Source organism: Cellulomonas chitinilytica, assembly GCF_016862675.1.
GTDB classification, from domain to species: domain Bacteria; phylum Actinomycetota; class Actinomycetes; order Actinomycetales; family Cellulomonadaceae; genus Cellulomonas; species Cellulomonas chitinilytica.
The window spans coordinates 63,698-85,985 of the sequence record NZ_BONK01000003.1 but is presented as its reverse complement, the minus strand read 5'-3'; the positions used below and the strand labels follow the sequence as shown (position 1 = coordinate 85,985).

Sequence of the window (22,288 nt, the reverse complement as noted above, 5' to 3'; positions counted from 1 at the left end):
CGAAGACGTGCGCGGCATCCCCGACGACCGGCTGCTGGCCGGGGAGGCGGTCCCGGGCGAGCCCGAGCTGACCGCCTTCGTGGCCGCGCTGCGCGCCACCGCGGACTGCGAGCCGCCCGCGCCGGACGACCGGCTCCGCGCCCTGTTCGCCGGCGGCCTGGTGCCGGCCACGGCCGCGCGGGCCGACGAGGACGTGATCGCCGCGGGACCGGTCGCCCCGAGCGCCGCCCCCGGCGTCGACGGGGGGCCTGCCGGTGCCGACGAGCGCGGTGCCGTCGTCGACGAGCTCGCCGCCCGCCGCAGGGTCGGTTTACTGCGCCGTGCGGCGGCCGTCGTGGGCACGAGCGTGGCGCTCAAGGTCGTGATCGTCACCGGGGCCGCCGCGGTCGGGATCGTCGGTGCCGCGACCGTCCCCGGGGTGCCCGACGTCGTGCGGGCCCCCGCGCGTGCCGTGCTCGGGGTGGTCCTCGACGAGTGGCATGCCGTCACGGACACCACGCCCGCGACCCCCGACGGGTGCGGCACGTGCGACGGGAACGGCCGGCCGGCCGGCCGGCCCGACAGCGGCACCGCCGACGGCTCCCCCGGACGGCCCTGGTCCGGCGAGGGCCCGGGGACGGACGGCGTCCGCGGCGTGACGTGGTGGCACGCCGGCGCACCCGAGGCGTGGCGGGACGCGGGCACGGGCGCGTCGGACCGCTCGGCCTGGCGCACGGACGCCTGGTCGGACGGCACGGACCGCTACCGGGATCGCTGGACGGGCGGACTCAGCGGCGCGTACGGCGGCGGCGACCGCTTCGGGACGTGGACGAGCGGGACGACGACCGACGGGAGGTGGACGGACGGGACGTGGACCGACGGGACGTGGAACTACGGGACGTGGACCGGCGAGACGCGGACCGACGGGACGCCGGTCGACGGGACCAGGACCGAGGGCACGCAGATCGGGATCGATCCGCGCCACAGCGGCGGCATGCCCGTGCGACCCGGCGCGACGCCCGGCGGCACCGGCGGGGCCACCGCGGGGCAGCGTGATGGCGGGGCGGCGGCTGGCGGCGGCGCAGCCGCCCGTCGGGGCGGCGCGGCCGGAGGCGCAGGTGGGTCGGGCGGGACCGGGCAGAGCGGGTCCGGGCAGAGTGCGGGCGGGCAGGGTACGGGCGCGGATGGGCAGGACGCGGGCGGGCAGGGCGCGGCTGGGCAGGGCGCGGCTGGGGCGTCGACGGGCCAGCGGGGTGGCGGCGGGGCCGCCGGGTCGGCGGACGGCACGCCCGTCGGCGGCGGTGCCGGTGGCGCAGGTGCCGCGGGGCGCGATGCGGGCGGCGCCGGCGCAGGTGGCGCGGACGCGGGGGGCGGGTCCGACCGGGGCGGCCAAGGCCCGGGCGGCGACGGACGTCCCTGACCCGGCCGGGTCCGGCGTCGCGAGACGCTCACGTCGCGACCCGTCGACGTTCGTCTCGCCACGACCCGTACCCCTGAGCGCGGCGGGTGCGATGTCTCCGGTGTGTGCCGCGGCCCGCGCCCCGACGGGGTGGTCACGGGACCGCGACCCTCCTGGAGGTGAACGTGAGCACCACGACCCTCGCAACCGTGCTGGCGAAGCTGGGCGCGGCGAGCATCCCCGTCAAGGTGACGGGTGTCGTCCTGGCGGTCGGGCTGGTCGGCGCCGCGCCGGCGCTGGCGCACCGCGTCGACGGGGCGGCGCCGGCGCCGCCACTGGTGACCCCGACGGCGACTCCCACCGTCGCGCCGACGCCGACGCCGACACCGACCACCCACCCGCGGCCGACGCCCACGCCGACGCCGATCGTGACCCCCACGGCCACGGCCACGGCGACGCCTGCGCCGGCCCCGACGCCGACCCGCACGCCCAAGCCGGTTCCGGACCCGACGTCGGCACCGACCCCCACGCCGACGCCGACGCCGACGCCCACCGACCCGTGCGCCGATCACAGCAAGGACCCGAGCAAGGACCCGAGCAAGGACCCGAGCAAGGACCCGAGCAAGGACCCGAGCAAGGACCCGGGCGCCCGGGACGGCGACCCCGACCGGTCCGGGCACTCGTGGCGGGACGCCGGGCGATGGGGCCCTGGGGGGGACCGTGCACCGGGCGGAGCTCCGGAGCGCGGGCAGGGTCCCACCGGCAGGTCACGCGGCTGACGGCTGCGGCGTGACCAGGGGGCGACGGGCTGGACGTCGCCCCGGCGGCCGCGCGGTGCGGGTCCTCCGGCCCGCCCGCGCGGCCGTTGTTCGTCTGCCTGCCGGGGAGAGCCGCCGCGGACCGCGAATGTCACCCGGCCGCCGGGACCTTCGCCCCGACTGTCGGCTATCCGACACGTGTTGGCTGGGTTCACCCGAACGGCGTAAGGCGAGGAGGCCGACATGCACACGGACGGACCTGTGGTCGTCGCGATCGACGGCTCGGAGCACAGCGGGCAGACGATCGCCTGGGGCGTGGACGTGGCCCGCTCCCGCGGCGCGGCGCTGGTCCTCGCCCATGCGTACCGGGACCCGCGGGAGGCCACGCGGTGGGGCTGGTACCCGGTCGTGCTCGACGCCGAGCTCCTCGAGGCCGAGGCGGTGACCGCCGTGCGTGAGCTGCGCGACAAGGTGCGGGCCAACCACCCGGACCTCGCCGTCGACGCCCGGGTGCTGCACGGTCCAGCCGTGCCGGCGCTGCAGGAGCTCACCGACGAGGCGTGCGTCCTCGTGGTCGGTGCCCGCGGCGTCCACGGGCGCACCGGCATCGGGCCCGTCGGGGACCACCTGGTGACGCATGCGCGGTGTCCTGTGCTCGTCGCGCGCACGCCGGGCCCGGGCGACGACGCGCTGCCCGTCGTCGTGGGCGTGGACGGCTCCGCGGCGTCGTTCGACGCCGCCCACGTCGCCGCCCGCGAGGCGCGCAGCCGGGGCGCGGTGCTGCGCCTCGTGCACGCCCGGCACCCGCGTGGGCCGTTCCGTGCGGGCGGCCGACCGGCGACCGACCTGCGGGACCGGGAGGACCCGGCGCAGGCCGCGGCGTGGCGGCTCGCCGAGGAGCTCGTCGCGTCGCGCCCCGGCCTGGCCGTCGAGCTCGTGCTGTGCGAGGACGACCCGGTGCCGACGCTCCTGGCGGAGTCGCACGAGGCGCAGCTCGTGGTCGTGGGGTCACGTGGCCTCGGCGTGTTCCGGGGGATGCTCCTCGGGTCCGTGAGCCGCGAGGTCGCCGCGGACGCCTCGTGCAGCGTGGTGGTGCTGCGGGACGGGACGGAGCGCGCCGCGTCCTGACGTATCCGGACGCTCGTCCGGGGCTCCTCGCAGGTAGCGCGTCGCCCGACGCGCTACCTGCGTGCGTCGCCACTCAACGAGGAGCCACCGATGCCTTACGCCAACGACGGCAAGCTTCCTGTCATCTACGTCCGCGGGTACGCCGGCGGTGCGTCGGGGATCAACACCGCGGTCAACGACCCGTTCTACGGCTTCAACGAGGGCGCGGTGCAGGTGCGCGTCGACGGTGAGAACCGCCCGCGGTTCCACCAGTTCGAGAGCCCGCTGCTCCGGCTCATGACGGACCACGGCTACGACCTGCTCGTGAAGGGCAACCAGGAGCTGTACCTGAAGGGCCAGCCGGACGGGACGGTGCCCGCGGCGAGCATCTGGGTGCACCGGTTCTACGACGAGTACGCGTCGCGGATCACGAAGGACCCGAACAGCTTCAGCATCGAGGACGCCGCGGACGACCTGCTGACGCTCGTGCGCCTCGTCCTGGTGAAGACCGGTGCGCCGCGCGTGTTCCTCGTCGCGCACTCGATGGGCGGGCTCGTGGTCCGCTCGATGCTGCAGCGGTCCGCGCCCGACGACGAGTTCCTCGGGCACGCGCCGGACGCCGCGACCGGTCTCGTCGACCGGGTGTTCACGTACGCCACGCCGCACGGCGGGATCGAGTTCGCGCACGGCTTCGGGCTGCTCGAGAAGCTGCGTGACCTCACCGGCTTCAATGGCGCCGACATCTTCGGCCCGGAGCGGATGCGCGAGTACCTCACGCCGAGGTCGGCGCCGAGAGCCCCCGCGGACGAGCCGTTCGACGCGACGCGGATGCCGGACGACGGCTTCCCCATCGACCGGCTGTTCTGCCTGGTCGGGACGAACGCCGACGACTACGCCGTCGGCATGGGGATCCCGAAGAGGCTCGTCGGCGAGCGCAGCGACGGCCTGGTCCAGATCGACAACGCGGCGGTGCGGGGTGCGGCCCGGGCTCTCGTGCACCGCAGCCACTCCGGCCCGTTCGGGATCGTCAACTCCGAGGAGGGCTACCAGAACCTGCAACGGTTCCTGTTCGGCGACCTGGAGGTCGTGGCGAACCTCACGGGTGTGGAGCTGCCGGGGACGCGCGGCGACGACATCACGTGGCAGCTCGAGGTGTCCATGTCGATCCGCACGCTGCCGGTGGTCCTGCACGAGCAGTCGGCGGCGCACCTGTGCCCGGTCCAGATCGAGTGGCAGAACGATGCCGACCAGACCGCGAAGCCCGTCCCCCTCGTGCGGACCTTCCTGTCGTCCGCGGCGGCGCGACCGACCGACGCGACGGGCGCGAAGGTGCCGACCCTGCGGCACGTGCTGGGGCTGCGCCTGGTGTCGTTGCGGGACCGGAACGGCCTGCTGTCGTTCTTCGACCACGTGGAGAACGCACCGGAGTGGACGGACGCCCTCGTGGTCGACATCGGCGAGGTCGACGGGCACCGGACGACGTGGGCGACGTGGAACTCGGCGATCACCACGGCGATCCGGGACTGGGAGCCCCGGCCCGGTGTGGACGAGCCGGTGCGGGACGTGGCGGACGAGCGGGGCCACTGGAAGGGCGTCGTGCCGTTGCCCGCCGTGACCCGCCGGATGCTCGGGCCGGACGCCGCCGTGACGCTCGAGGTGTTCCCCCGGGCCACGCTCGACCTCGCGGCGGGTCGGGCCGTCCCCGCGCCGGCCTGACCGCGCGGGCGCGGCGGCCGTCAGGTCGTCGCGCTCGCCACCGGCTTGTCGGCGCCGCGGAGCCGGATCTGCACCTCGGCGATGTCCGCGGTCGCGACGCTCGACGACGCGCCCAGTCCGCGCGCCTGCGTGGAGTGCGCGACCCAGGTCGCCACGACGGTGCTCGTGCCGTCGTCGTCGACGAGCACGAGCTCGTAGACGGGTCCGCTGCTGCCCTCGTCGTCGCCGTACCCGCGCCCCGACGCGCCGGCCGGGTAGGTGCACGACCAGTCGATCCGGGTGCCCCACCCCTTGGCCTGCAGGGTGAGGTCGGCCCGGACGTCGACGGTGCCGACGGGTTCGAGGTCGAGGCGGGTCACGTCGGAGGCCACGGGCGGCGCGGCGCGTGAGGCCGCCCGGTCGACGACGACGCCGGCGGTGCCGGCGGCGACGACGAGCGCCGCGGCGGCTCCGACGAGGAGCACGCGGCGCCGGCGGCGGTGCGCGTGCGCGGTGCGTGCGACCGTGCGCAGCTCGACGACGGCGGCGTCGTCCGGGGCCGGCGCGTCGTCGCGCACCTCGTCGGCGGGGACCGTGCGCAGCAGCGCGGGGATGCCTGCGAGGTCGCCGACGGCCGCGCGGCACGCGTCGCACGTGCGCAGGTGCTCCTCGTACGTGCGCCGGTCGGACGCGCTGAGGGCTCCGAGGACGTACGCGGCGTCCCACTCGCGGAACGGGTCGTCGGTGCGCCCGCCCGGTGTCGGCTCGCGGCCGCTCATGACGTCACTCCCCTCTCCTGCAGCGCGAGCCGCATGGCCCGCAGCGCGTAGTGCAGCCGCGACTTCACGGTGCCCTCGGGGATGCCGTGCTCGTGGGCCAGCTCGGCCACCGACCGTCCCCGGTAGTACGCCCCGACGACGACGCCCCGGTGCTCGGCCGACAGCTGCTCGAGCGCGTCCGCGACGAGCCAGGAGTCGAGCACGGCCTGCGTCCGGTCCGGCTCGGCGACCTCCGGTGCGCTCTGCGTGCTGCGCTCACGCACGTGCCGGGCGCTGCGACGGTCGTCCACGACGAGGTTGCGGGCGACGGTGAACAGCCAGGCACGCGTCGCGCCCTGCTCGCGCTCCAGCACCTCGGGGTGCCGCCAGGCCCGCACCATGGCCTCCTGCACCACGTCCTCGGCGAGCGCGTGGTCGCCAGTGAGGCGCACGACGTAGTGGTGCAGCGGCCGCGCGTAGGCGTCGTGCAGGGCGCGCATGAGCGCGTCGGGTTCGTCGCCCACGTGCCGGCCTCCTTCCGTCGTCCACACCGCTCAACGTTGCCGCGGCCTGTTCGGTTCAATCCGTGCCGCGAGTGAACCGGCGGCGCACGTCGACCGTGGTCCTCATGACCGCACAGGCACGGGCAGGCCCGCACGGAGCCTCCCGGCACCTTCAGGAGGAGCAATCATGCGTCGCACACGCTCGGCCTTTATCGTCTCCGTCGTCTCCGCGCTCGGCGCGCTGGCGCTCGTCGGCTGCTCGTCCGGGTCGGACTCGGGCTCCGGCGACGAGGCCGTCACGTCCAGCCCCACCAGCGAGGAGTCGGAGACGCCGTCGGCGGCGGCTGCCGCGATGGGCACCGATCTCGGCACCGCCGAGACGTCGCTGGGCACGATCGTCGTCGACGGCAAGGGCATGACGGCGTACTACTTCCTCAAGGACACCAAGGACTCCGGGACGAGCGCGTGCGCCGACCAGTGCGCGGCGGCGTGGCCCGCGATCACGACCGAGTCCGACACGCCCGACGTGGGGGGCGTCACCGCGGAGGTCGGCACGATCCCCACGGCCGACGGGCGCAAGCAGATCACCCTCGACGGCCGCCCGATCTACACCTACGCGCAGGACATGGCGCCGGGTGACGTCAACGGGCAGGGCGTCAACGACGTCTGGTACGTGATCGCGCCCGACGGCTCGGAGATGGACAACGACTGACCGGTCGCTCACTGCCCCGTCTCGATGTTGAGGACGTTCCCGTCCGGGTCGGCGAACCAGGCGGCCTTGGTGCCCTCGTGCTCGAGGACGCCGTCGTTCCAGGTGCCGACCGGGACGTCGAACGTCTGCAGCGAGACGCCCTTCGTCCGCAGCGCGTCGACCTCGGCGTCGAACGCGTCGGCGGGGATCTGGAAGGAGATGCCGGTGGCCTGGTTGGTCCCGGCGTACGACGACGGGTAGACGAGGAAGGTACCGGAGGCGGCGCGGTACATGACGCCCTCGGTGCCTTCCCCCGTGCTCGTGAACCCGAGCGTCCCCTCGTAGAAGCCTCGCGCCCGCTCGAGGTCCGTGACCGCGAGGACGGGGATGGCGGGGTGGTCGGAGAGCATGGCGCCTCCCGCGCGGGCCAGACGACCGTCGGCTGGCCGGCGCATCGACGCTAGGACGGTCCTGGACGCGCGGTCAACGGCCCCCGACAGGCGTGCACAGGTTCACCCGCGCGGGCTCGTGCGGGAGGACTAATCTGGACAACCCGGACATCGTGCCCGAGGTCGAGAGACACCCGCGAGGTGCGCGATGAAGCGTTCGTCGTTCTGGTCCGTCGTCCTCCTGGGCCTCGCCCTGCTGCTCGTCCCGGCCGCGCCCGGGTCGGCCGCCCCGTACTGCGGCCTCGTGTGGGGGTCGCTCGACAAGACCGCGCCCGGGCTGTCGGCCGCGCCGCTGACGGCCGTCCGCACGGGCCGCCACGCCTGCTACGACCGGCTCGTGCTCGACCTCGCCGGGCCTGCCGGCGGCTACACCGTGCGGTACGTCGCGGAGGCCACGCACGACGGCTCCGGGATCGTGGTGCCGACCCGCGGCGGTGCGTCGATCCAGGTCACCGTGAACGACCCGGCGTACGACACGGCCGGGACCCCGACGTACCTGCCGGCGGACCCGGGCGAGGTGCAGGACGTCACCGGGTACAGCACGTTCCGGCAGGTGGTGTGGGCCGGGACGTTCGAGGGGTACACCTCCGTGGGGCTCGGGGTGCGCGCGCGGCTGCCGTTCCGGGTGTTCGTGCTGCCCGGGCCGGGGGCGGGCTCACGCCTCGTCGTCGACGTGGCCCACCGGTGGTGACGGGGCCGGGCCGTCGACGAGCGCGGCGGCCATGGCGCGCGCCTTCACCAGCGTCTCCGCGTACTCGGCGGCCGGGTCGGACAGCGCGGTGATCGCGCCGCCCACGCCCAGCGTCGTGCCCGACGCGTCGGCGACGATCGTGCGGATCACGATGCTCAGGTCCGCGGCGCCGTCGAGGGAGAACCAGCCGAGCGCCCCCGAGTAGACGCCCCGGGGGCCGCCCTCGAGCTCCTCGAGGATCTCGAGGGTGCGCCGCTTCGGGGCGCCCGTCATGGACCCGCCCGGGAACGCGGCCCGCACGCAGTCGACTGCGGTGCGGTCCGGGCGCAGGTGCCCGCGCACGCTGCTCACGAGCTGGTGCACCAGCGGGTACGTCTCGACCGCGAACAGCTCCTCGACGTGCACGGAGCCGGTCGTGCACACCCTGCTGAGGTCGTTGCGCATGAGGTCGACGATCATGAGGTTCTCGGCGCGGTCCTTCTCGCTGGCCAGCAGGTCCGCGCGCAGCAGGTCGTCCTCCCGCGGCGTGCGGCCGCGCGGGCGGGTGCCCTTGATGGGCCGCGTCTCGACGTCGCCGGTGCGGGACACCGCGAGGAACCGCTCCGGGGACGCGCTGAGCACCGTCGTGCCACCGCACTGCAGGTACGCGCCGTACGGCACGGGACTGATGCTGCGCAGCCGCTGGTAGGTGGCCCACGGGTCCGCGAGCGGCCCGGTCCGCAGGGTGTTCGTGAGGCAGATCTCGTACGACTCGCCGCGCCGGATGTGCTCCAGGCAGCGCTCGACGAGCGCCAGGTACTCGCGGCGGGGGTGCCGGAACTCGAGCACCTGCTCGATCGTGTCGAGCGGCATGGGCGGGGCCGGCACGTCCGGCAGGGCCGGCGCTGCCGGGACGGGGGTGGCGGACCGCTCCCCCGGCCGGTCCGCGGCGAGCCACGTCGTCGTGTCCTGCAGCCACCGGCGCGACGCCGACGTCAGCGCGTCGTCGTCGCAGACCAGGGCCAGCGCGTGCACCTGGCCGGTCCGCGCGTCGAACACCAGCGCACGCTCCGCGAGCACCAGGAACGCGTCGTCGTGCTCCGACCGGACACTCACGGGCATCTCGCACGAGTCGCCACGCAGCTCGTACCCGAGGTAGCCGACGTACCCGAGCGCGAACGGCGACGGCACGTCGCCGGGCTCCACGGCGAAGCGGGCCACCGCGTCGGACAGGAACGTGAACACGTCACCCGGCACGGCGGTCCGGCGCCCGTCGGTGCCGGTCACGGTGACGGCGCCGTCGCCGAGGCGGTACCGCACCGTGTGCGACAGGACCCCGTCGGCGGCGCCGACGATCGACCAGCGGCCACCGTCCGCCGAGGCGCTGTCCAGCCAGAACGCGCCGTCGCGTCCCGCGTACTGCTGCGCGAACACGTCGGCGGGTGCGGCGTCCGTCGTCACCGTCGACCACTCGACGCGGTACCGGCGACCAGGCGTCGGCGTCGTCCCGGTCAGGCTGTCCACGGGGCAGAGTGTCACACGCGCGGGACCTGCGCCGTCGTCCCCGGTCGCAGCCCGGCACCGGATCGCCCGCAGCACGGCTCGATTCCGGGCGGCGGCGACCGATGGGACCGGTGCGGGACACCCGCGCCGCCCGACCGCTGCAGAGGCCACCATGACGAGCACCTCGATGAAGACCGAGCTCGAGTCCCGCAAGGACACGTTCTGGATGCGGGGCTACTTCGCCCTCGCCATCGCGGTCGTGCCCTTGATGTGCACGTTCGTCGTGCCGGCACTGGTGGCGAAGAGCGTGTCGCTGTGCCTGGCCATGGTCGGGGCGCTCGTCGGGTACGTGTTCGTGCAGTGCGCGCGGCAGCTCGAGCGGGTCCTCGCGCCGCTGCCCGCGGCGCCGCACGTCGTCGGCGGCGACGAGGACCGGGACGAGCGCACCTTCCGCTGACCGGGCGGCTCCTGTCGCGCGGGACCACCGCACGCGGGCCACGATGGACGGGCACCCCTGGACGGCACGAGCCGAGGAGGACCCGTCATGGCGTACAGGATCGGCTACCTCGTCGGGAGCCTCGCGTCCGGCTCCATCAACCGCCGGCTCGCGACGGCGCTCGTCGGCCTCGCACCCCCGGAGCTCGAGTTCCACGAGATCGCGATCCGCGACCTGCCCCTGTACAGCCCCGACCACGACGCCGACTACCCGCCGTCCGCGCGGACCCTCAAGGAGGCGATCGCCGCGTCGGACGGGATCCTGTTCGTGTCCCCCGAGTACAACCGGTCGATCCCCGGTGCCCTGAAGAACGCGATCGACTGGGGCTCGCGCCCGTGGGGCACGAACTCGTTCGCCCGCAAGCCCACCGGGATCGTCGGGGCGTCGATCGGGCCGATCGGCACGGCCGTCATGCAGTCGTCGATGCGCAGCGTCCTCAGCTTCCTCAACGCGCCGCAGCTCAACTCGCCCGAGGTGTACATCCAGTTCCGGCCGGAGCACTACGCGGACGACGGCACCGTGACCGACGAGCGGACCGCCGAGTTCCTGCGGCACTACATGGCGGAGTACGCCGCGTTCGTGCAGCGCGTGCTGTCGGTCACCGCACCCGGGCACATCGGCGACGAGGGCTGACCGGTCACACCGCCGGCGCGCCGTCCAGGAGCCGCAGCCCGGCGGTGTCGCCGACCACCCGCCCGTCGTCGTCGACCGCGAGCACGGCCGTCGCACCCTGCCCGGCGGCCCACGCCACACCGTCGCGGCCGAGCGCCAGGACGCAGGTCGCGAGCACGTCGGCCGTCGTGAGGTCCGCGGCGAGGACGGTCGCCGACAGCAGCCCCGACGCGGCCCGGCCCGTGCGGCCGTCCCACACGTGCGCCCCACGCTCGTAGGTGCCCGACGTCGCGACGGCGCCGTCGCGCTGCTCCACGACGACGAGGAAGCGGTGCGCGTCGGACGGGTCGCGCACCCCGACCCGCCACCCGCGACCCGGGACCGGCTCGCCCCGCGTCACCACGTCTCCCCCGGCGTTGAGGCAGAACGCGCCGACCCCCGCCGCGTCCAGGACGCCCGCGGCACGCTGCGCCGCCCACCCCTTGACCACGCCGTCGGTGTCGAGCGTGCCGTCCGGCCGTCGCACCGTGAACGCGCCGCCCGAGGCCAGGCCGGCCCGCGTGGCGAGCGCCAGGACCTCGGTCAGGTCGGCGCTGAGGTCCTCGGGCCGCAGGTCGCCCGCGCCGAACCGGCTCACCTCGCTCTCCGAGCGGAACCGGCTGAACCGGCGGTCCGCCTCGTGCAGCCGCGCGAACGCCGTCCGCACGGCACGCTCGGCCCGGCGGGGGTCGGCCGGCGCGGGCACGTCGACGGACATCGGGATGCCCATGACCACCTCGACGTGGCGCACCGGTCAGCCCCGCTGGTCGATCGCGGACTGCACAGACGCGAGGTAGCCCTCGGAGGTGTACGTCGCGCCGGACACGGTGTCCACCTGCGCGGACTGCGCGTCGAGCACCTCCTGGGCGAGGACCGGGACGGACATCGACGAGATCTGCTGGTCGCGGCGCTCCCGGTCCGGCACCTGCAGCGCCTGGACGTCGGTGATCCGGTCGCCGTCGAACGTGACCGAGACCTGGACGTCGCCGTAGCGGGTCGGCTCGACGGAGCCGACGACCGTGACCGTGCCCGAGTCCGTGGTGCCGTCGGAGCCGGTGCCTGCGGCGTCGGTCCCTGAGGAGCCGGTCCCCGCCGTCGACGCGCCCGACGACGCATCCGACGACGCGCCGGTCGCCCCCTGCCCGCCGTCCGTGGCGACCGAGCCGGACCCGGCGGCCGCCGTCGCGTCGTCCGGCGCCACCACGAAGCGGGCGATGCCCGCGGCGCCGATGGCCGCGACCGTCCCGGTGTAGATCAGCGTCCCGCGCCAGCGCATCGTCGACATCAGGTGAGCTCCTCTCGGTGGATCGCGCTGCGGGGCACCCCGAGGGCGCGGGCCGCGGTGGCGACGGCGGTGACCATGCCGTCGGGTCCGGACACGAACACGTCCCGCTCGGCGATGTCGGGGACGAGGTGGCGGAGCGCGGACGGGTGCAGCGGGTCGTGGCCGAGGTCGGTGCGGCGGCCGGGCAGCGGCACGTACCGCAGCGCCGCCGACGGCGTGAACTCCGCGGCGAGGCCGAGGGACTCGGCGTCGTGCGCCCGGTGCAGCACGACGAGGTCGTGCCCGCCGCGCAGGAGGTCCTCCGCGAGCGCCCGGACGGGCCCGACGCCGGCGCCGCCCGCGACGAGGAGCACCTTGTGCGCGGTCGCCCGCTGCGCGGTGAACCGGCCGAACGGCCCCTCGACCAGCACGGGTGTCCCGGGCCGGAGCGTCCCGACGGTCGACGAGTGGTCCCCGAGGGCGCCGACGGTGAACCTCAGGTGGCCGGGCGTCGGGACCATCGACAGCGAGTACGGGTGTGCGCTCCTCCAGTGCCCGGCGGTGAGGAACCGCACGAGGAAGAACTGGCCGCCGCGGGCCGCGAGGCCGGCGACGTCGCGGCCGTCGAGCCACACGCTCACCAGTCCGCGCCCCTCGGGCACGACGGCCGCGACGCGCAGGCGGTGGCGCCGGTGCGCGAGCAGCGGCAGGGCGACGCGCCAGGTCAGGATCGCGGCCGCGGTCGCGGCGTACAGCAGCACCCACACCGTGCGGGCCGTGGGCGAGCTGACGAAATGGGTGCCGCCGACGACCTGGTGGGCGAACGCGAGGTAGATCCCGACGTACGTGGTCAGGTGCAGAGCGAACCACGCCTCGTACGACAGGCGGGTGCGGGCGGCCCGGGCGCTCGAGATCCCGACGAGGACGAACAGCGCCGTCCCGACGACCGCGGACCACAGGTACGGCTGGCGCGCGAGGACGCTGGGCACCTCGGCCCAGGGCGTCAGGGAGTCGAGGAGCGCGCCGCCGACGACCATGAGCAGCACGTGGGTGAGCACGAGGAGCACGACCGTGGTGCCGAGCGACCGGTGCCAGGAGACGAGCCGATCGAACCCGACGGACCGCTCGAACCACGGCACCCGCGCCACGAGGAGCAGCTGCACGCACACGAGGAACGAGCCGAGCAGGCCGGCGAGCTCCCCGAGGCTCGTCAGGGCGCCGCCGGGTGTGGCCCCGGTCGCCGTGGGCGTCGCGGACCACCAGAAGGCGAGCACCGCGAGGGACCCGACCCACACGGCGCACGCGGCGGCGGGGAACGGTCGGCGCGGGGTCGGTCGCGCGAGGACCGGGGCGCGGGGCGCGGTGTCCTGCGTGAGCGTGCTCATGGGTGACAGCGTGCTGAGGCTGCCTGGGAGCACGCTGGGAGGACCCCATGGGGTGGCTGTCGGACGTCCTGGCGGTGCGGTCAGCCGCGGTCGGGCGTGCGCGCGAGCTGGCGGGCGAGCTCGGCGGGGTCCGTCGTCGGCCGGTCGCACACGAACCCGCGGCACACGTACGCGGCGGGCACGCCGTCCACGAGTGGCCGGTCCTGCAGCAGCGGCACGTCGGTGTCTCCGGGCTCGCCTCGCACGACGACGACGCCCGGCGCGGTGGCGCGCAGCGCCGTGTGGTGCAGCGCGTCCGTGCGGGGGTCGTGCTCGGGGCCGACGACCGCGACCTCGCGCGGGCCGTCGAGGAGCGCCTCGGCGACGGCGAGGGCGCCGCCCGCTGCCCGCGGGTACGCGGCCGCGATCGCGAGCGGGCCGCGCAGGGCGCGTTCGGCGGCTTCCCGGTGCCGCAGCGAGCCTGTGAGGGCGCTGTACGCGAGCAGGGCGCCGGCGGCGGCTGCCTGCCCCGACGGGGTGGGGCCGTCGGCGACCTCCCGCGGTCGGCCCACGCGTGCGACGACGGCGTCCGTCTCGTCGTCCGCGGTGTCCTCGAGGCCGCCGTCGTCGGCGCCGAAGTGGCCCAGCACGGTGTCGAGGAGGTCGCCCGCCGCGACGGACCAGCGGTGGTCGGCGGTGACCGCGGCGAGCGTGAGGTACCCGTCCGCGACGTGCGCGTAGTCCGCGAGGAGCGCGGGTGCGGCCCCGGGAACCCCGTCGCGCGACGCACGCACGAGCCGGACGGAGCCGTCGTCCGCGCGCCGGGTGTGGGGGCCGGCGAGGAGCGTCGCGACGCCGACCGCGGCCTCGACGAGGTCCGGCCGGTCGAGCAGCGCACCGGTCTCGGCGAGGGCGGCGACGGCGAGGCCGTTCCAGCCGGACACGACCTTGTCGTCGCGGGTCGGCCGGGCGCGCAGCGCCCTCGCGGTGCGCATCCGCGTGAGCACGGGGCCCAGCCGGGCGGCCTCGTCGTCGTCCTCGGCGCGGTGGCTGCGACGCAGCACCGACGCGCCGTGCTCGAAGGTGCCGGTGTCGGTGACGCCGAGCACGGCTGCCGCCCACCGGCCGTCGTCGTCTCCCAGGACGTCGCGCACCTGTTGCGGGGTCCACACGTAGAAGGTGCCCTCGTGCCCCGCGGAGTCGGCGTCGAGTGACGACGCGAGCCCGCCCTGCGGGGTGCGCAGCTCGGCGAGCAGCCAGTCCGCGGTCTCGACCGCGGCGCGCCGGGCCTGGGCGGAGCCGCTGAGCCGCCACGCGTGGACGAGCACCCGCAGCAGCGCAGCGTTGTCGTCGAGCATCTTCTCGAAGTGCGGCACGGTCCAGGTGGCGTCGACGGAGTAGCGCGAGAAGCCGCCGCCGAGCTGGTCGTAGATGCCGCCGCGGACCATCGCGTCGAGGGTGCGGTCCGCCATCGTGAGCGCGTGGGCGTCGCCGGTCCGTGCGTGGTGGCGCAGCAGCCACTCGAGCACGGGCGTCGGCGGGAACTTCGGTGCGCCGCCGAAGCCGCCGTCGGTCCGGTCGAACGTCGTCGTGAGCCGGGCCAGCGCCTGCTCGGCGACCTGGGTGTACCCGAGGTCCGCGCCGGTGGCCGCCGGCCGTGCGGTCGCGAGCGCGTGCGTGATCGCGTCGGCGCTCTCGGCGACGTCGGCCCGACGCGTCGTCCAGGCGTCCGCGACGGCGGACAGGACCTCCACGAACGCGGGCATCTGCTGGACGCGCCGGGGCGGGAAGTACGTGCCGCAGTAGAACGGCTCCCCCGTCGGCGTCGTGAAGACGGTCATCGGCCAGCCACCGTGCCCTGTCATCGCCTGCGTGGCGGCCATGTAGACGGCGTCGACGTCGGGCCGTTCCTCCCGGTCGACCTTCACGCACACGAAGTGCGTGTTCATGACGGCGGCGACGGCGGGGTCCTCGAACGACTCGTGGGCCATCACGTGGCACCAGTGGCACGCGGCGTACCCGATGGAGACGAGCACCGGGACGTCGCGCCGGACGGCCTCGCCGAACGCGTCGTCGCCCCACTCCCACCAGTCGACGGGGTTGCCGGCGTGCTGCTGCAGGTACGGGCTCGTGGCGGTCGCGAGGCGGTTCGGCACGTGACCCAGGATCGAGCCGACGCCCGAAGGCCGCCACCGACGAGCGGTGACGGCCCTCAGCGCTGCGGGATCAGCGGTGCTGGGTGCCACGCCGGCGGACGGCGACCAGCAGGCCACCGACGGCGGCGAGCGCGCCGGCCAGGATGCCGATCGCGGCGGCGTCGGACCCGGTGCTCGCCAGGCCACCGGCGGCGGTCGTCGGCGCGGGTGCGGCGAGGACCTCCGAGACGTAGGTCTCCGGGGTGGTGGGCGTGGCCGGCTCCACCGGGGGCGTGACCTTGCGGTACACGTACGTGACCTCGGTGCCCTCGGCCATCTCGCCGGACGCGTTGGCCGGGACCGCGACGAGCTCGTAGCCGGGGACCGCGGCGGGGGCCGTCGTGTAGTGCTCGCCGGGCGTGCCGTCACGGTGCGTCGGGTCCGCGAGGGGGTTGCCCTGCTCGTCGACGAAGCGGACCGTGAGGTCGGCCTTCGCCGGGACGACGACCGGCGCGTAGACGTACGTCACGACGGTGCCCTCGGCCATCGCGCCCGACGCGTTGACGGGGACCGCGACCAGCTCGTAGCCGGGGAACGTCCTGGCCTCGGTCGTGTACTGCTCGCCGGCCTCGCCGTCGCGGTGCGTCTCGTCGGCCAGCGGGTTGCCGGCCTGGTCGACCCAGCGGACCGTCAGGTCGGCCTTCGCCGGGGCGGGCTGGTCCTTCGTGTAGACGTACACGACGACGTTGTGGCCCTTGTCGATGGTGCCGTTCGCGTTGGCGGGGGTCGTCTTGAGCGTCCAGCCGTCGACGACCTTCGGGCTCGTGCCGTACTCGGCGCCGACCTCGTACGTGTCGAACGTCGAGTCGGCGATCTCGTTGCCGTTCTCGTCGACGAACAGCACGGTCAGGTCGGCCTTGTCGGCCACGGCGACGGAGGCGTACACGTACGTGACGACCGTCGGGTCCTGGGTGTAGCTGCCGTGGGCGTTCGCCGGGGTCGAGATCAGCTCGTACCTGTCGAACGAGCGGGCCTGCGTCGTGTACGCGTCGCCGACCTTGCCGGTCGTGGTGATGTCGTCGGTCAGCGGGGTGCCGTCGAGCAGGTGGTGCTTCACGACGAGGGTCGCGGGCGCCGGGGCCGGGTCCTTGAACGTGACCGTGGTGGTGTCCGGGGAGTCCAGGCCGCGGCGCACGGTGATGTTCGTCGGGCCGTTGCTGTACGTCCCGGCGGTGGCCGACGTGACGTTGAGCGAGATGGTCAGCGCCTTGTCGCCCGCCACGAGGTCGCCGTTCGTCACGGTGATCGCGGTGGCGCCCGGGTTCGCCTGCACGGTCGCGGCGCTGCCCTCCTCGACGACGACGCCGGGTTCGTTCGCGACGACCATGCCGGCGGGCAGCGAGTCGGTGAACGACCAGCCGGTCTTCTGCGCCAGCTCGGCGGTGTTGGTCACCGTGAACGTCAGGCGGACGGAGTCGCCGGTGGTGGCTTCGCCCTGACCGAACTGCTTGTCGAGCTGGGGGGTGACGTCGAGGACCTTGATGTCGTCGAACGCGCCGTCGTTGCCCATGTGGGCCGAGGTCATGTTGCGGATGACGATGCCGAACGCACCGCCGTCGTACAGGAACGACCGGTCGGACGCGTACTGCCCCGCCCAGACGTCCTCCTTGGCGCCGCCGGTCAGGGCGGTGACGGCGACCTTCGAGGCGCGCGGGTCGGTGATCGGGTTGATCGGCGCGGTCGTGAGCGCCGTCTCGTGGCCGCTCTGGGCGACGTAGAACATCAGCTCGGGGTCCTCGCGGCCGACACCCGGCTTGTTCGCGGCGGCGCTCGTGGCGGCGGCGCTCATCTCGAACGCGAGGAACCGGCCGTTCGAGTCCTTGAGCTGGATGTCCTCGTCCGTCTTGAACATGACCTTGCCGCCCGCGGCGGCCTTGCCGGTGTCCTGCGTGTACGCCGAGATCGCGGTGTTCGTCTGCGGGTTCGTGGTGCCGTTGACCTTGCCGAGCGCCTCGGACAGCTGGCGCAGGACCTTGAACGCGGTGTCCTCGGTGCCGTTGTCCGCGGCCGTGCCGTCGACGGGCATCTTCGTGTTGTTCCAGGACAGGACGAGGCCGTTCGCGCGCGGGGCGCTCATCCAGTACGGGTCGGCGGTGTAGTGCTTGCCGTCGGCGGTCACGTAGCTGGACAGCAGCGTGCGGGCGCCGGTGTCCGGTGCGTCCTCGAAGTCCTCGTGGAAGACGACGACGGGGGCGTCGGGGGTGCCGGGGTGGCCGGGTGCGGCCTGCGCGGCGCCTCCGACGACGACCGTGAGCACGAGCGTCGTGACGGTCGTGGCAGCCAGTGCGGCGACCGTCCTGCGACCGGTGCGGATGGGCATGGGGGGTGGCTCCTTCGGGGATGACGTTGGGCCGATAGAGCGAATGTATTTCAGCGACCGCGACCAATATGAGGGACCAATGTCCTGATTTTCAGCGGTCAGTGCGGTTGACTGGTCGCATGCCGATCCCCACCACCCCGATCGACCTGATCGGCACACCCGCGCGCGACGAGGTCTACGAGCTGCTGCTGCGCAAGCTCGTCGGCGGCGACCTCGCACCCGGCTCACGGCTCAGCGACCGCGAGCTCCTCGCGACGACCCACAGCTCGCGTGCGCCCCTGCGCGAGGCCCTCAACCGGCTCGCCCACCTGGGCCTCGTGCAGGTGGTCCCCCGGCAGTACACCGAGGTCGCGCCGCTCGACGGCCGGCGGGCGCGCGAGGCGCTCGCCGTCCAGGGCGAGGTGCTCGCTCAGGCCGTCGTCGAGGCGGTGCCCGCGCTGAGCGACCACGACCGCCGCTCGCTGGCCGACCTGGTCGACGACGGCAGCGACGTCCAGACGGTCCGCCGCGGTCTGATCGGGGTGTTCCTCGCGGCGGCCGGCAACCGCGAGTACGCCCGCATCTGCGACGACGTCGGCCCGTACGTCGAGCGGGCGCTGCGGCTGCTGCCCGCACTGGACACCGAACGCCTCCACGGGCATCTTCGCGAGCTCGCCCGCCGGGCGGTCGACGGCGGTGCCGAACCGGCCGCCGCCGCGTGGTGCGCCGCCCAGGAGGAGCTCGCCGCCGCTCCCTTCCCCGGCAGCGGCGTCGGCGACGGGCGCCCCTCGGCACCGGCGGAGGTCGCGACCCTGCGTGAGAAGGCCGCCGCGACGATCGAGGAGGCGATCGCCGACGGCACGCTCGTGCCCGGCGAGATGCTGCGGGAGTCGGCCCTGATGGCGTGGCTCGGCATCTCCCGGACGCCGGTCCGCGAGGCGCTGCTCCAGCTCTCCGGCCGCGGCGTCGTGGAGGTCGAGCACCACCGCCCCGCGCGCGTCGCGACGATGGAACCCGCGACCGTCCGGGACGCGCTGCGGGCGGTCATCGTGCTGCGCCGGCTCGGCGTGCGCGAGGCGATGCGCGACGACCCCGTCGCACTCACCACGACCATGCGCAGTGCGCACCGCGACCCGGTCGACCTGCGCACGGCGGACGACGTCGTCGCCCTGACGACGGCGGTCGCCGATGCGCTCGAGGCCGCCAGCCACAACGCCGTGTGGCTCGGCGTGCACCGGGGTCTGACCGCCCGCGTGCGCTGGTACGCGGTGCACGACCCCGAGGTCGTGGGCCTCCTGGACCCGGCCCTCGTCGTGGAGCTGATCGACGCGATCGCCGGCGGACGGACGGACGAGGCGCAGCGGGTGCTCTCGTCGTTGCACGCCCGCATCCCGCGAACCGCGCGCTGACGCGCCGCGGTGCCCGGCGACGAGTGTCGTCGGGCACCGCGGCGAGCCAGGCTCCGGTCAGTGGCAGTACAGCCGCTGCAGCTGCCCCGTCGTGTCGAGGTAGCGCCGGGTGATCCAGCTCAGGTTCACCGCGTACGCGCACGCCGGGTCGCCCGAGACGTCGATCGCGATGCCACCCGTGCCGGACCCGTTGTGCGGCCCCGACGCCCCGCCGCGGAACGAGTACACCCCCGTGACGAACGCGCCCGCGGGCGTCTGCGGCGGCGAGTGCACCGTGCCGCCGTTGTTCGTGATCGACACCGAGAAGTTCCGCAGGTGCGGGTGGTCGACGGTCTCGAGCAGGTGGATCGTCGTCGCCCCCGACAGCGGGTTGCAGCCGTTGAGCCGGAGCTCCTCGAGGTCGAGCGCCGCGATGACCGGCGAGTTGTCGAAGATGATCGACTCGAGCTGGTCGGTGAACAGCGGCGAGTCCGTGACGGCGTCGCGCACCTCGAACTGCAGCCGGTAGCGGCGCACGGGCTCCTGCTCGTTCGCCGGGAGCGTCTCGCCGGCCTGCGCGATCGGCAGGCCGCCCGGCTTCTTGGGCGGGTGCACCGCCGTGATCGCCGCCGTGTTCAGCTCCATCAGGTCGAACGTGCGCAGGAAGTTCGACCCGCTCACGTTCACCACGGCCGTCGAGCCCGGTGGGTTGTACATGGGGACCGTGACGGCCAGCCCGTCGACCTGCACGAAGCCGTCGCCGTCGAGGTCGCCCGCGGTGACGACCACGGGCGAGGACTGCGCGGCGCCGTTGCCGTCCGTGTAGAACACGTAGCCGACGAGCGTCCCGCCGACCTGGGTCGTCACCGGCGACAGGCTCGCCGGGGCCACGGTCGGCGGGTTCGCCGGGTCCTCGACGCCGCCGGTCCACGTGTACTCGCCGACCAGGAACCGGTACTTCAGCGAGTGGCCCGTGACGACGTCGGTCAGCGGGCAGTTGCCGCGCAGCGTGACCGTGCCGCCGAACACGTACGCACCGCCCGCCGGGTCCGCGTACCCGAGGCTGTCGAACGTGGAGCCCGGCAGGCCGTTGCCGGGGTGGATGTCGAAGACCTCGACCTGCTGCCAGTGCGGGGTCGTCTCCGGTCCGCCGACGATCTTGTCGGTGCACAGGTCCAGGCAGAAGCAGTGCCCGACGTTCTGGCGCCCCTTCGCCCGTCCGTCGGCCTGGGTCTCGGTGATGATCGGCTGCCCGCCGAGCTCGACCTTCACGTAGACGTCCGGCCCCTCGGTCAGCTCGACGTTCACGTACGGCGAGAACGGCGTCTTGCGGAAGCTCGACGCCAGGTAGGTCAGCACGTAGTGCCCGGTGCCGTCCGTCGTGGCCGAGCCGAGCGGGTCGTCCTGCAGCCAGTCGGCGTCGAACGCCGACACCACCGCACCCGGGATGGGGGTCCGGTCGTCGCACGTCGTCACGTACCCGCTGATCGTCCAGATCCCGAACAGCGCCAGGATGTGGCACCAGAACCGCTCAGGCAGGGCGTAGTCCCACGCCGCGAGGAAGTCCTTCTCGGTCTGCCGCCACCGCGGCTGCAGGGTCGTGACCGCGAACTGCCGGGGCTCGGCGTCCGGGTCGTGCTTCGGACGCGGCGGCGTCGCGCAGTACAGGTCGAGGTCCAGCGCCTCACCGTCGTACGAGCGGTCCTCGATCCGCAGGACGTAGCTCCCCGACGCGTCGACGACCGCGACTGCGAGCGGTGCGTCCGGCCGCTCGCCGTCGGCGATCTCGTGGAACGTCTCCTTGTCGGGCGCGACCGCCCGCTCGGTGCTGCGCTCCCCCGTCGACCGGTACGCACGCAGCTCGAGCCCCGCCAGGGGCTCCTTCCAGTCGTGACACAACGTGCCCTGCAGGGCACCACGGATCTCGTAGGCCACCTGTCCCACCCCCTGATGACGCGCGCACGCCGATGTGCTCGCCTGGCGGTGAGGAGGGAGGCGCCTGCCTCGAGATACGGCGCCCGCGCGACCTCACCCGCGCCGCACCACCGGCTCGGCGCGGGCGTGGCTGGGAGACTGTCGCCGTGACGCACATCGAGACCAACCACCCCGACGAGTGGGACGTCCGTTACGCCTCCGCCGAGCGGGTGTGGAGCGGCGACCCGAACGGCGCGCTGGTCGCCGAGGTGTCGGACCTGCCGCCCGGCCGGGTCCTGGACGTCGGCTGCGGCGAGGGTGCCGACGCCGTCTGGCTGGCGTCACGCGGCTGGACGGTGACGGCGATCGACGTGTCCGCCGTCGCGCTCGGACGGGCCGCGCAGCACGCGCGCGACGCCGGGGCCGACGTGACCTGGGTCTGCACCGGCCTCGTCGAGGCCGACCTCCCGGCCGGCGGGTTCGACCTGGTCTCCGCGCAGTACCCGGCGCTCCTGCGCTCTCCCGGCCTCGACGCCGAGCGCGCGCTCGTGCGTGCCGTCGCCCTCGGAGGCGAGCTCCTCGTCGTGCACCACGAGGTGCTCACCGACGAGGCCCACGCGCACGGGTTCGACCCGTCGATGTTCGTGATGCCCGCGGACGTCGCCGCGCTGCTCGACGACGACTGGCGCGTGCTCGTCGACGAGCGCCGCGACCGCACCGTCGCCGGAGGGGCCGGGGCCCACCACGCGCACGACCTGGTGCTCCGCGCGCGCCGGCTGCGCTAGCCGCCCAGCCGGCGCGCTCCTGCGCTAGTCGTCGCCGGACCCCTCGTGGTCGGCGGTCGTCGCCACGACGGCGAACTGCTCGTCGAGCTGGACGTCGACCTGGTGCCCGTCGGCCAGCGTGACCTCGACCTCATAGTAGCTGTCCTCGTCGCCGACCTCGGTGCCCGTCACCGTCCCGCCTCCCGTGCTCCGCAGGGCGACCTCGCTCGCGTGCGTGAGCGCGTCGCCGGTGATCGGGCTCGCCGGGTCGTCGTCGGCCGACGCCAGTGCGGCGCCGCCGGCGAGGACGGTGGCGGCCGCTGCCGTGACGACGACGGTCCATGTGCTCCTGCGCATGACACACCTCCGGTTCGTGCGGGTCGACGATGTCGTCAGGAGCAGGGTGCGCGCACGCACCTGAACGCCCGCTGACGGTTCAGG

The 22,288-nt window shown here is 74.5% G+C and carries 21 protein-coding genes; 10 read left to right on the top strand and 11 right to left on the bottom strand.

Translation table 11 applies throughout. The annotated features are described in order from the left end of the window. Positions 1 to 7: 7 nt before the first annotated feature. The 4 genes from Cch01nite_RS05030 to Cch01nite_RS05015 all read left to right on the top strand — a co-directional run bounded on the left by Cch01nite_RS05030 (position 8) and on the right by Cch01nite_RS05015 (position 4,959). Complete coding sequence (locus Cch01nite_RS05030; RefSeq protein WP_203749419.1) at positions 8 to 1,399, top strand: hypothetical protein; 1,392 nt, start codon at positions 8 to 10, stop codon at positions 1,397 to 1,399. 164 nt (positions 1,400 to 1,563) lie between these two features. Continuing rightward, positions 1,564 to 2,157, top strand: a complete 594-nt coding sequence (locus tag Cch01nite_RS05025) for a hypothetical protein (RefSeq protein ID WP_203749416.1) — start codon at positions 1,564 to 1,566, stop codon at positions 2,155 to 2,157. 222 nt (positions 2,158 to 2,379) lie between these two features. Beyond that, positions 2,380 to 3,264, top strand: coding sequence for a universal stress protein (locus tag Cch01nite_RS05020; protein ID WP_203749413.1), 885 nt, complete (start codon positions 2,380 to 2,382; stop codon positions 3,262 to 3,264). A gap of 90 nt (positions 3,265 to 3,354) precedes the next feature. Further along, positions 3,355 to 4,959, top strand: coding sequence for an esterase/lipase family protein (locus Cch01nite_RS05015; protein ID WP_203749410.1), 1,605 nt, complete (start codon positions 3,355 to 3,357; stop codon positions 4,957 to 4,959). Between the two features lie 20 nt (positions 4,960 to 4,979). Here the strand turns inward: Cch01nite_RS05015 and Cch01nite_RS05010 are convergent, their stop codons facing one another. Further along, positions 4,980 to 5,717: an anti-sigma factor family protein gene (locus Cch01nite_RS05010; RefSeq protein ID WP_203749408.1), complete on the bottom strand. Its 738-nt coding sequence runs from the start codon at positions 5,715 to 5,717 to the stop codon at positions 4,980 to 4,982. Next, positions 5,714 to 6,220, bottom strand: a complete 507-nt coding sequence (locus tag Cch01nite_RS05005; protein ID WP_203749405.1) for a sigma-70 family RNA polymerase sigma factor — start codon at positions 6,218 to 6,220, stop codon at positions 5,714 to 5,716. The genes Cch01nite_RS05010 and Cch01nite_RS05005 overlap by 4 nt, the downstream gene beginning before the upstream one ends. A 166-nt stretch (positions 6,221 to 6,386) precedes the next feature. Between Cch01nite_RS05005 and Cch01nite_RS05000 the strand changes: the two genes are divergently transcribed. Further along, the gene (locus tag Cch01nite_RS05000) at positions 6,387 to 6,911 is read left to right on the top strand and encodes a COG4315 family predicted lipoprotein (protein ID WP_203749402.1); all 525 of its coding nucleotides are present in this window, start codon (positions 6,387 to 6,389) and stop codon (positions 6,909 to 6,911) included. Positions 6,912 to 6,919: 8 nt separating this feature from the next. Here the strand turns inward: Cch01nite_RS05000 and Cch01nite_RS04995 are convergent, their stop codons facing one another. After that, the gene (locus Cch01nite_RS04995; protein WP_203749399.1) at positions 6,920 to 7,300 is read right to left on the bottom strand and encodes a VOC family protein; all 381 of its coding nucleotides are present in this window, start codon (positions 7,298 to 7,300) and stop codon (positions 6,920 to 6,922) included. Positions 7,301 to 7,487: 187 nt separating this feature from the next. Between Cch01nite_RS04995 and Cch01nite_RS04990 the strand changes: the two genes are divergently transcribed. Next, a complete protein-coding gene (locus Cch01nite_RS04990) occupies positions 7,488 to 8,030 on the top strand; it encodes an AMIN-like domain-containing (lipo)protein (protein WP_203749397.1) in 543 nt (180 codons plus the stop codon). Here the strand turns inward: Cch01nite_RS04990 and pabB are convergent. After that, entirely contained in the window at positions 7,995 to 9,533 is a 1,539-nt protein-coding gene (gene pabB / locus Cch01nite_RS04985) for an aminodeoxychorismate synthase component I (RefSeq protein ID WP_203749395.1), read from the bottom strand. The genes Cch01nite_RS04990 and pabB overlap by 36 nt on opposite strands. A gap of 151 nt (positions 9,534 to 9,684) precedes the next feature. Here pabB and Cch01nite_RS04980 point away from each other — a divergent pair, with 151 nt between their 5' ends. Next, the gene (locus Cch01nite_RS04980) at positions 9,685 to 9,969 is read left to right on the top strand and encodes a hypothetical protein (protein WP_203749393.1); all 285 of its coding nucleotides are present in this window, start codon (positions 9,685 to 9,687) and stop codon (positions 9,967 to 9,969) included. Positions 9,970 to 10,056: 87 nt separating this feature from the next. Next, positions 10,057 to 10,641: an NADPH-dependent FMN reductase gene (locus tag Cch01nite_RS04975; RefSeq protein WP_203749392.1), complete on the top strand. Its 585-nt coding sequence runs from the start codon at positions 10,057 to 10,059 to the stop codon at positions 10,639 to 10,641. A 4-nt stretch (positions 10,642 to 10,645) separates the two neighbouring features. Here the strand turns inward: Cch01nite_RS04975 and Cch01nite_RS04970 are convergent, their stop codons facing one another. The 5 genes from Cch01nite_RS04970 to Cch01nite_RS04950 form a co-directional block, all read right to left on the bottom strand. Further along, positions 10,646 to 11,389 (bottom strand): FAD:protein FMN transferase, encoded by a 744-nt coding sequence (locus tag Cch01nite_RS04970; protein WP_203749390.1) that lies wholly within the window; start codon positions 11,387 to 11,389, stop codon positions 10,646 to 10,648. A gap of 24 nt (positions 11,390 to 11,413) precedes the next feature. Continuing rightward, positions 11,414 to 11,944, bottom strand: a complete 531-nt coding sequence (locus tag Cch01nite_RS04965) for an FMN-binding protein (protein WP_203749388.1) — start codon at positions 11,942 to 11,944, stop codon at positions 11,414 to 11,416. Then, positions 11,944 to 13,308 (bottom strand): ferredoxin reductase family protein, encoded by a 1,365-nt coding sequence (locus tag Cch01nite_RS04960; RefSeq protein WP_203749386.1) that lies wholly within the window; start codon positions 13,306 to 13,308, stop codon positions 11,944 to 11,946. The genes Cch01nite_RS04965 and Cch01nite_RS04960 overlap by 1 nt, the downstream gene beginning before the upstream one ends. Positions 13,309 to 13,388: 80 nt before the next feature. After that, positions 13,389 to 15,443 carry a thioredoxin domain-containing protein gene (locus tag Cch01nite_RS04955; protein WP_203749384.1) on the bottom strand — a complete coding sequence of 685 codons (2,055 nt, stop codon included), beginning with the start codon at positions 15,441 to 15,443 and terminating at the stop codon, positions 13,389 to 13,391. 70 nt (positions 15,444 to 15,513) lie between these two features. Then, entirely contained in the window at positions 15,514 to 17,802 is a 2,289-nt protein-coding gene (locus tag Cch01nite_RS04950; protein ID WP_203749381.1) for a MucBP domain-containing protein, read from the bottom strand. Between the two features lie 119 nt (positions 17,803 to 17,921). On the opposite strand from Cch01nite_RS04950, the gene Cch01nite_RS04945 reads away from it, so the two are divergent. Further along, positions 17,922 to 19,190 (top strand): GntR family transcriptional regulator, encoded by a 1,269-nt coding sequence (locus tag Cch01nite_RS04945; protein ID WP_203749378.1) that lies wholly within the window; start codon positions 17,922 to 17,924, stop codon positions 19,188 to 19,190. Between the two features lie 57 nt (positions 19,191 to 19,247). Here Cch01nite_RS04945 and Cch01nite_RS04940 read toward each other — a convergent pair whose 3' ends face one another. After that, complete coding sequence (locus Cch01nite_RS04940; RefSeq protein WP_203749375.1) at positions 19,248 to 21,104, bottom strand: carboxypeptidase-like regulatory domain-containing protein; 1,857 nt, start codon at positions 21,102 to 21,104, stop codon at positions 19,248 to 19,250. A 146-nt stretch (positions 21,105 to 21,250) separates the two neighbouring features. Between Cch01nite_RS04940 and Cch01nite_RS04935 the strand changes: the two genes are divergently transcribed. Continuing rightward, positions 21,251 to 21,868, top strand: coding sequence for a class I SAM-dependent methyltransferase (locus Cch01nite_RS04935; protein ID WP_239069911.1), 618 nt, complete (start codon positions 21,251 to 21,253; stop codon positions 21,866 to 21,868). Positions 21,869 to 21,892: 24 nt separating this feature from the next. Here the strand turns inward: Cch01nite_RS04935 and Cch01nite_RS04930 are convergent, their stop codons facing one another. Next, positions 21,893 to 22,204, bottom strand: a complete 312-nt coding sequence (locus tag Cch01nite_RS04930; RefSeq protein ID WP_203749370.1) for a PepSY domain-containing protein — start codon at positions 22,202 to 22,204, stop codon at positions 21,893 to 21,895. Positions 22,205 to 22,288 lie beyond the last annotated feature (84 nt).

What these genes read in the sequence shown, in the direction of transcription:
- Cch01nite_RS04930 (WP_203749370.1), bottom strand. Translation starts at nt 22,204, where the DNA reads ATGCGCAGGAGCACATGGACCGTCGTCGTCACGGCAGCGGCCGCCACC.
- Cch01nite_RS04975 (WP_203749392.1), top strand. Translation starts at nt 10,057, where the DNA reads ATGGCGTACAGGATCGGCTACCTCGTCGGGAGCCTCGCGTCCGGCTCC.
- Cch01nite_RS05015 (WP_203749410.1), top strand. Translation starts at nt 3,355, where the DNA reads ATGCCTTACGCCAACGACGGCAAGCTTCCTGTCATCTACGTCCGCGGG.
- Cch01nite_RS04960 (WP_203749386.1), bottom strand. Translation starts at nt 13,308, where the DNA reads ATGAGCACGCTCACGCAGGACACCGCGCCCCGCGCCCCGGTCCTCGCG.
- Cch01nite_RS04990 (WP_203749397.1), top strand. Translation starts at nt 7,488, where the DNA reads ATGAAGCGTTCGTCGTTCTGGTCCGTCGTCCTCCTGGGCCTCGCCCTG.
- Cch01nite_RS04970 (WP_203749390.1), bottom strand. Translation starts at nt 11,389, where the DNA reads ATGGGCATCCCGATGTCCGTCGACGTGCCCGCGCCGGCCGACCCCCGC.
- Cch01nite_RS04965 (WP_203749388.1), bottom strand. Translation starts at nt 11,944, where the DNA reads ATGTCGACGATGCGCTGGCGCGGGACGCTGATCTACACCGGGACGGTC.
- Cch01nite_RS05020 (WP_203749413.1), top strand. Translation starts at nt 2,380, where the DNA reads ATGCACACGGACGGACCTGTGGTCGTCGCGATCGACGGCTCGGAGCAC.
- Cch01nite_RS04945 (WP_203749378.1), top strand. Translation starts at nt 17,922, where the DNA reads ATGCCGATCCCCACCACCCCGATCGACCTGATCGGCACACCCGCGCGC.
- Cch01nite_RS04950 (WP_203749381.1), bottom strand. Translation starts at nt 17,802, where the DNA reads ATGCCCATCCGCACCGGTCGCAGGACGGTCGCCGCACTGGCTGCCACG.
- Cch01nite_RS05010 (WP_203749408.1), bottom strand. Translation starts at nt 5,717, where the DNA reads ATGAGCGGCCGCGAGCCGACACCGGGCGGGCGCACCGACGACCCGTTC.
- Cch01nite_RS04980 (WP_203749393.1), top strand. Translation starts at nt 9,685, where the DNA reads ATGACGAGCACCTCGATGAAGACCGAGCTCGAGTCCCGCAAGGACACG.
- Cch01nite_RS04995 (WP_203749399.1), bottom strand. Translation starts at nt 7,300, where the DNA reads ATGCTCTCCGACCACCCCGCCATCCCCGTCCTCGCGGTCACGGACCTC.
- Cch01nite_RS05000 (WP_203749402.1), top strand. Translation starts at nt 6,387, where the DNA reads ATGCGTCGCACACGCTCGGCCTTTATCGTCTCCGTCGTCTCCGCGCTC.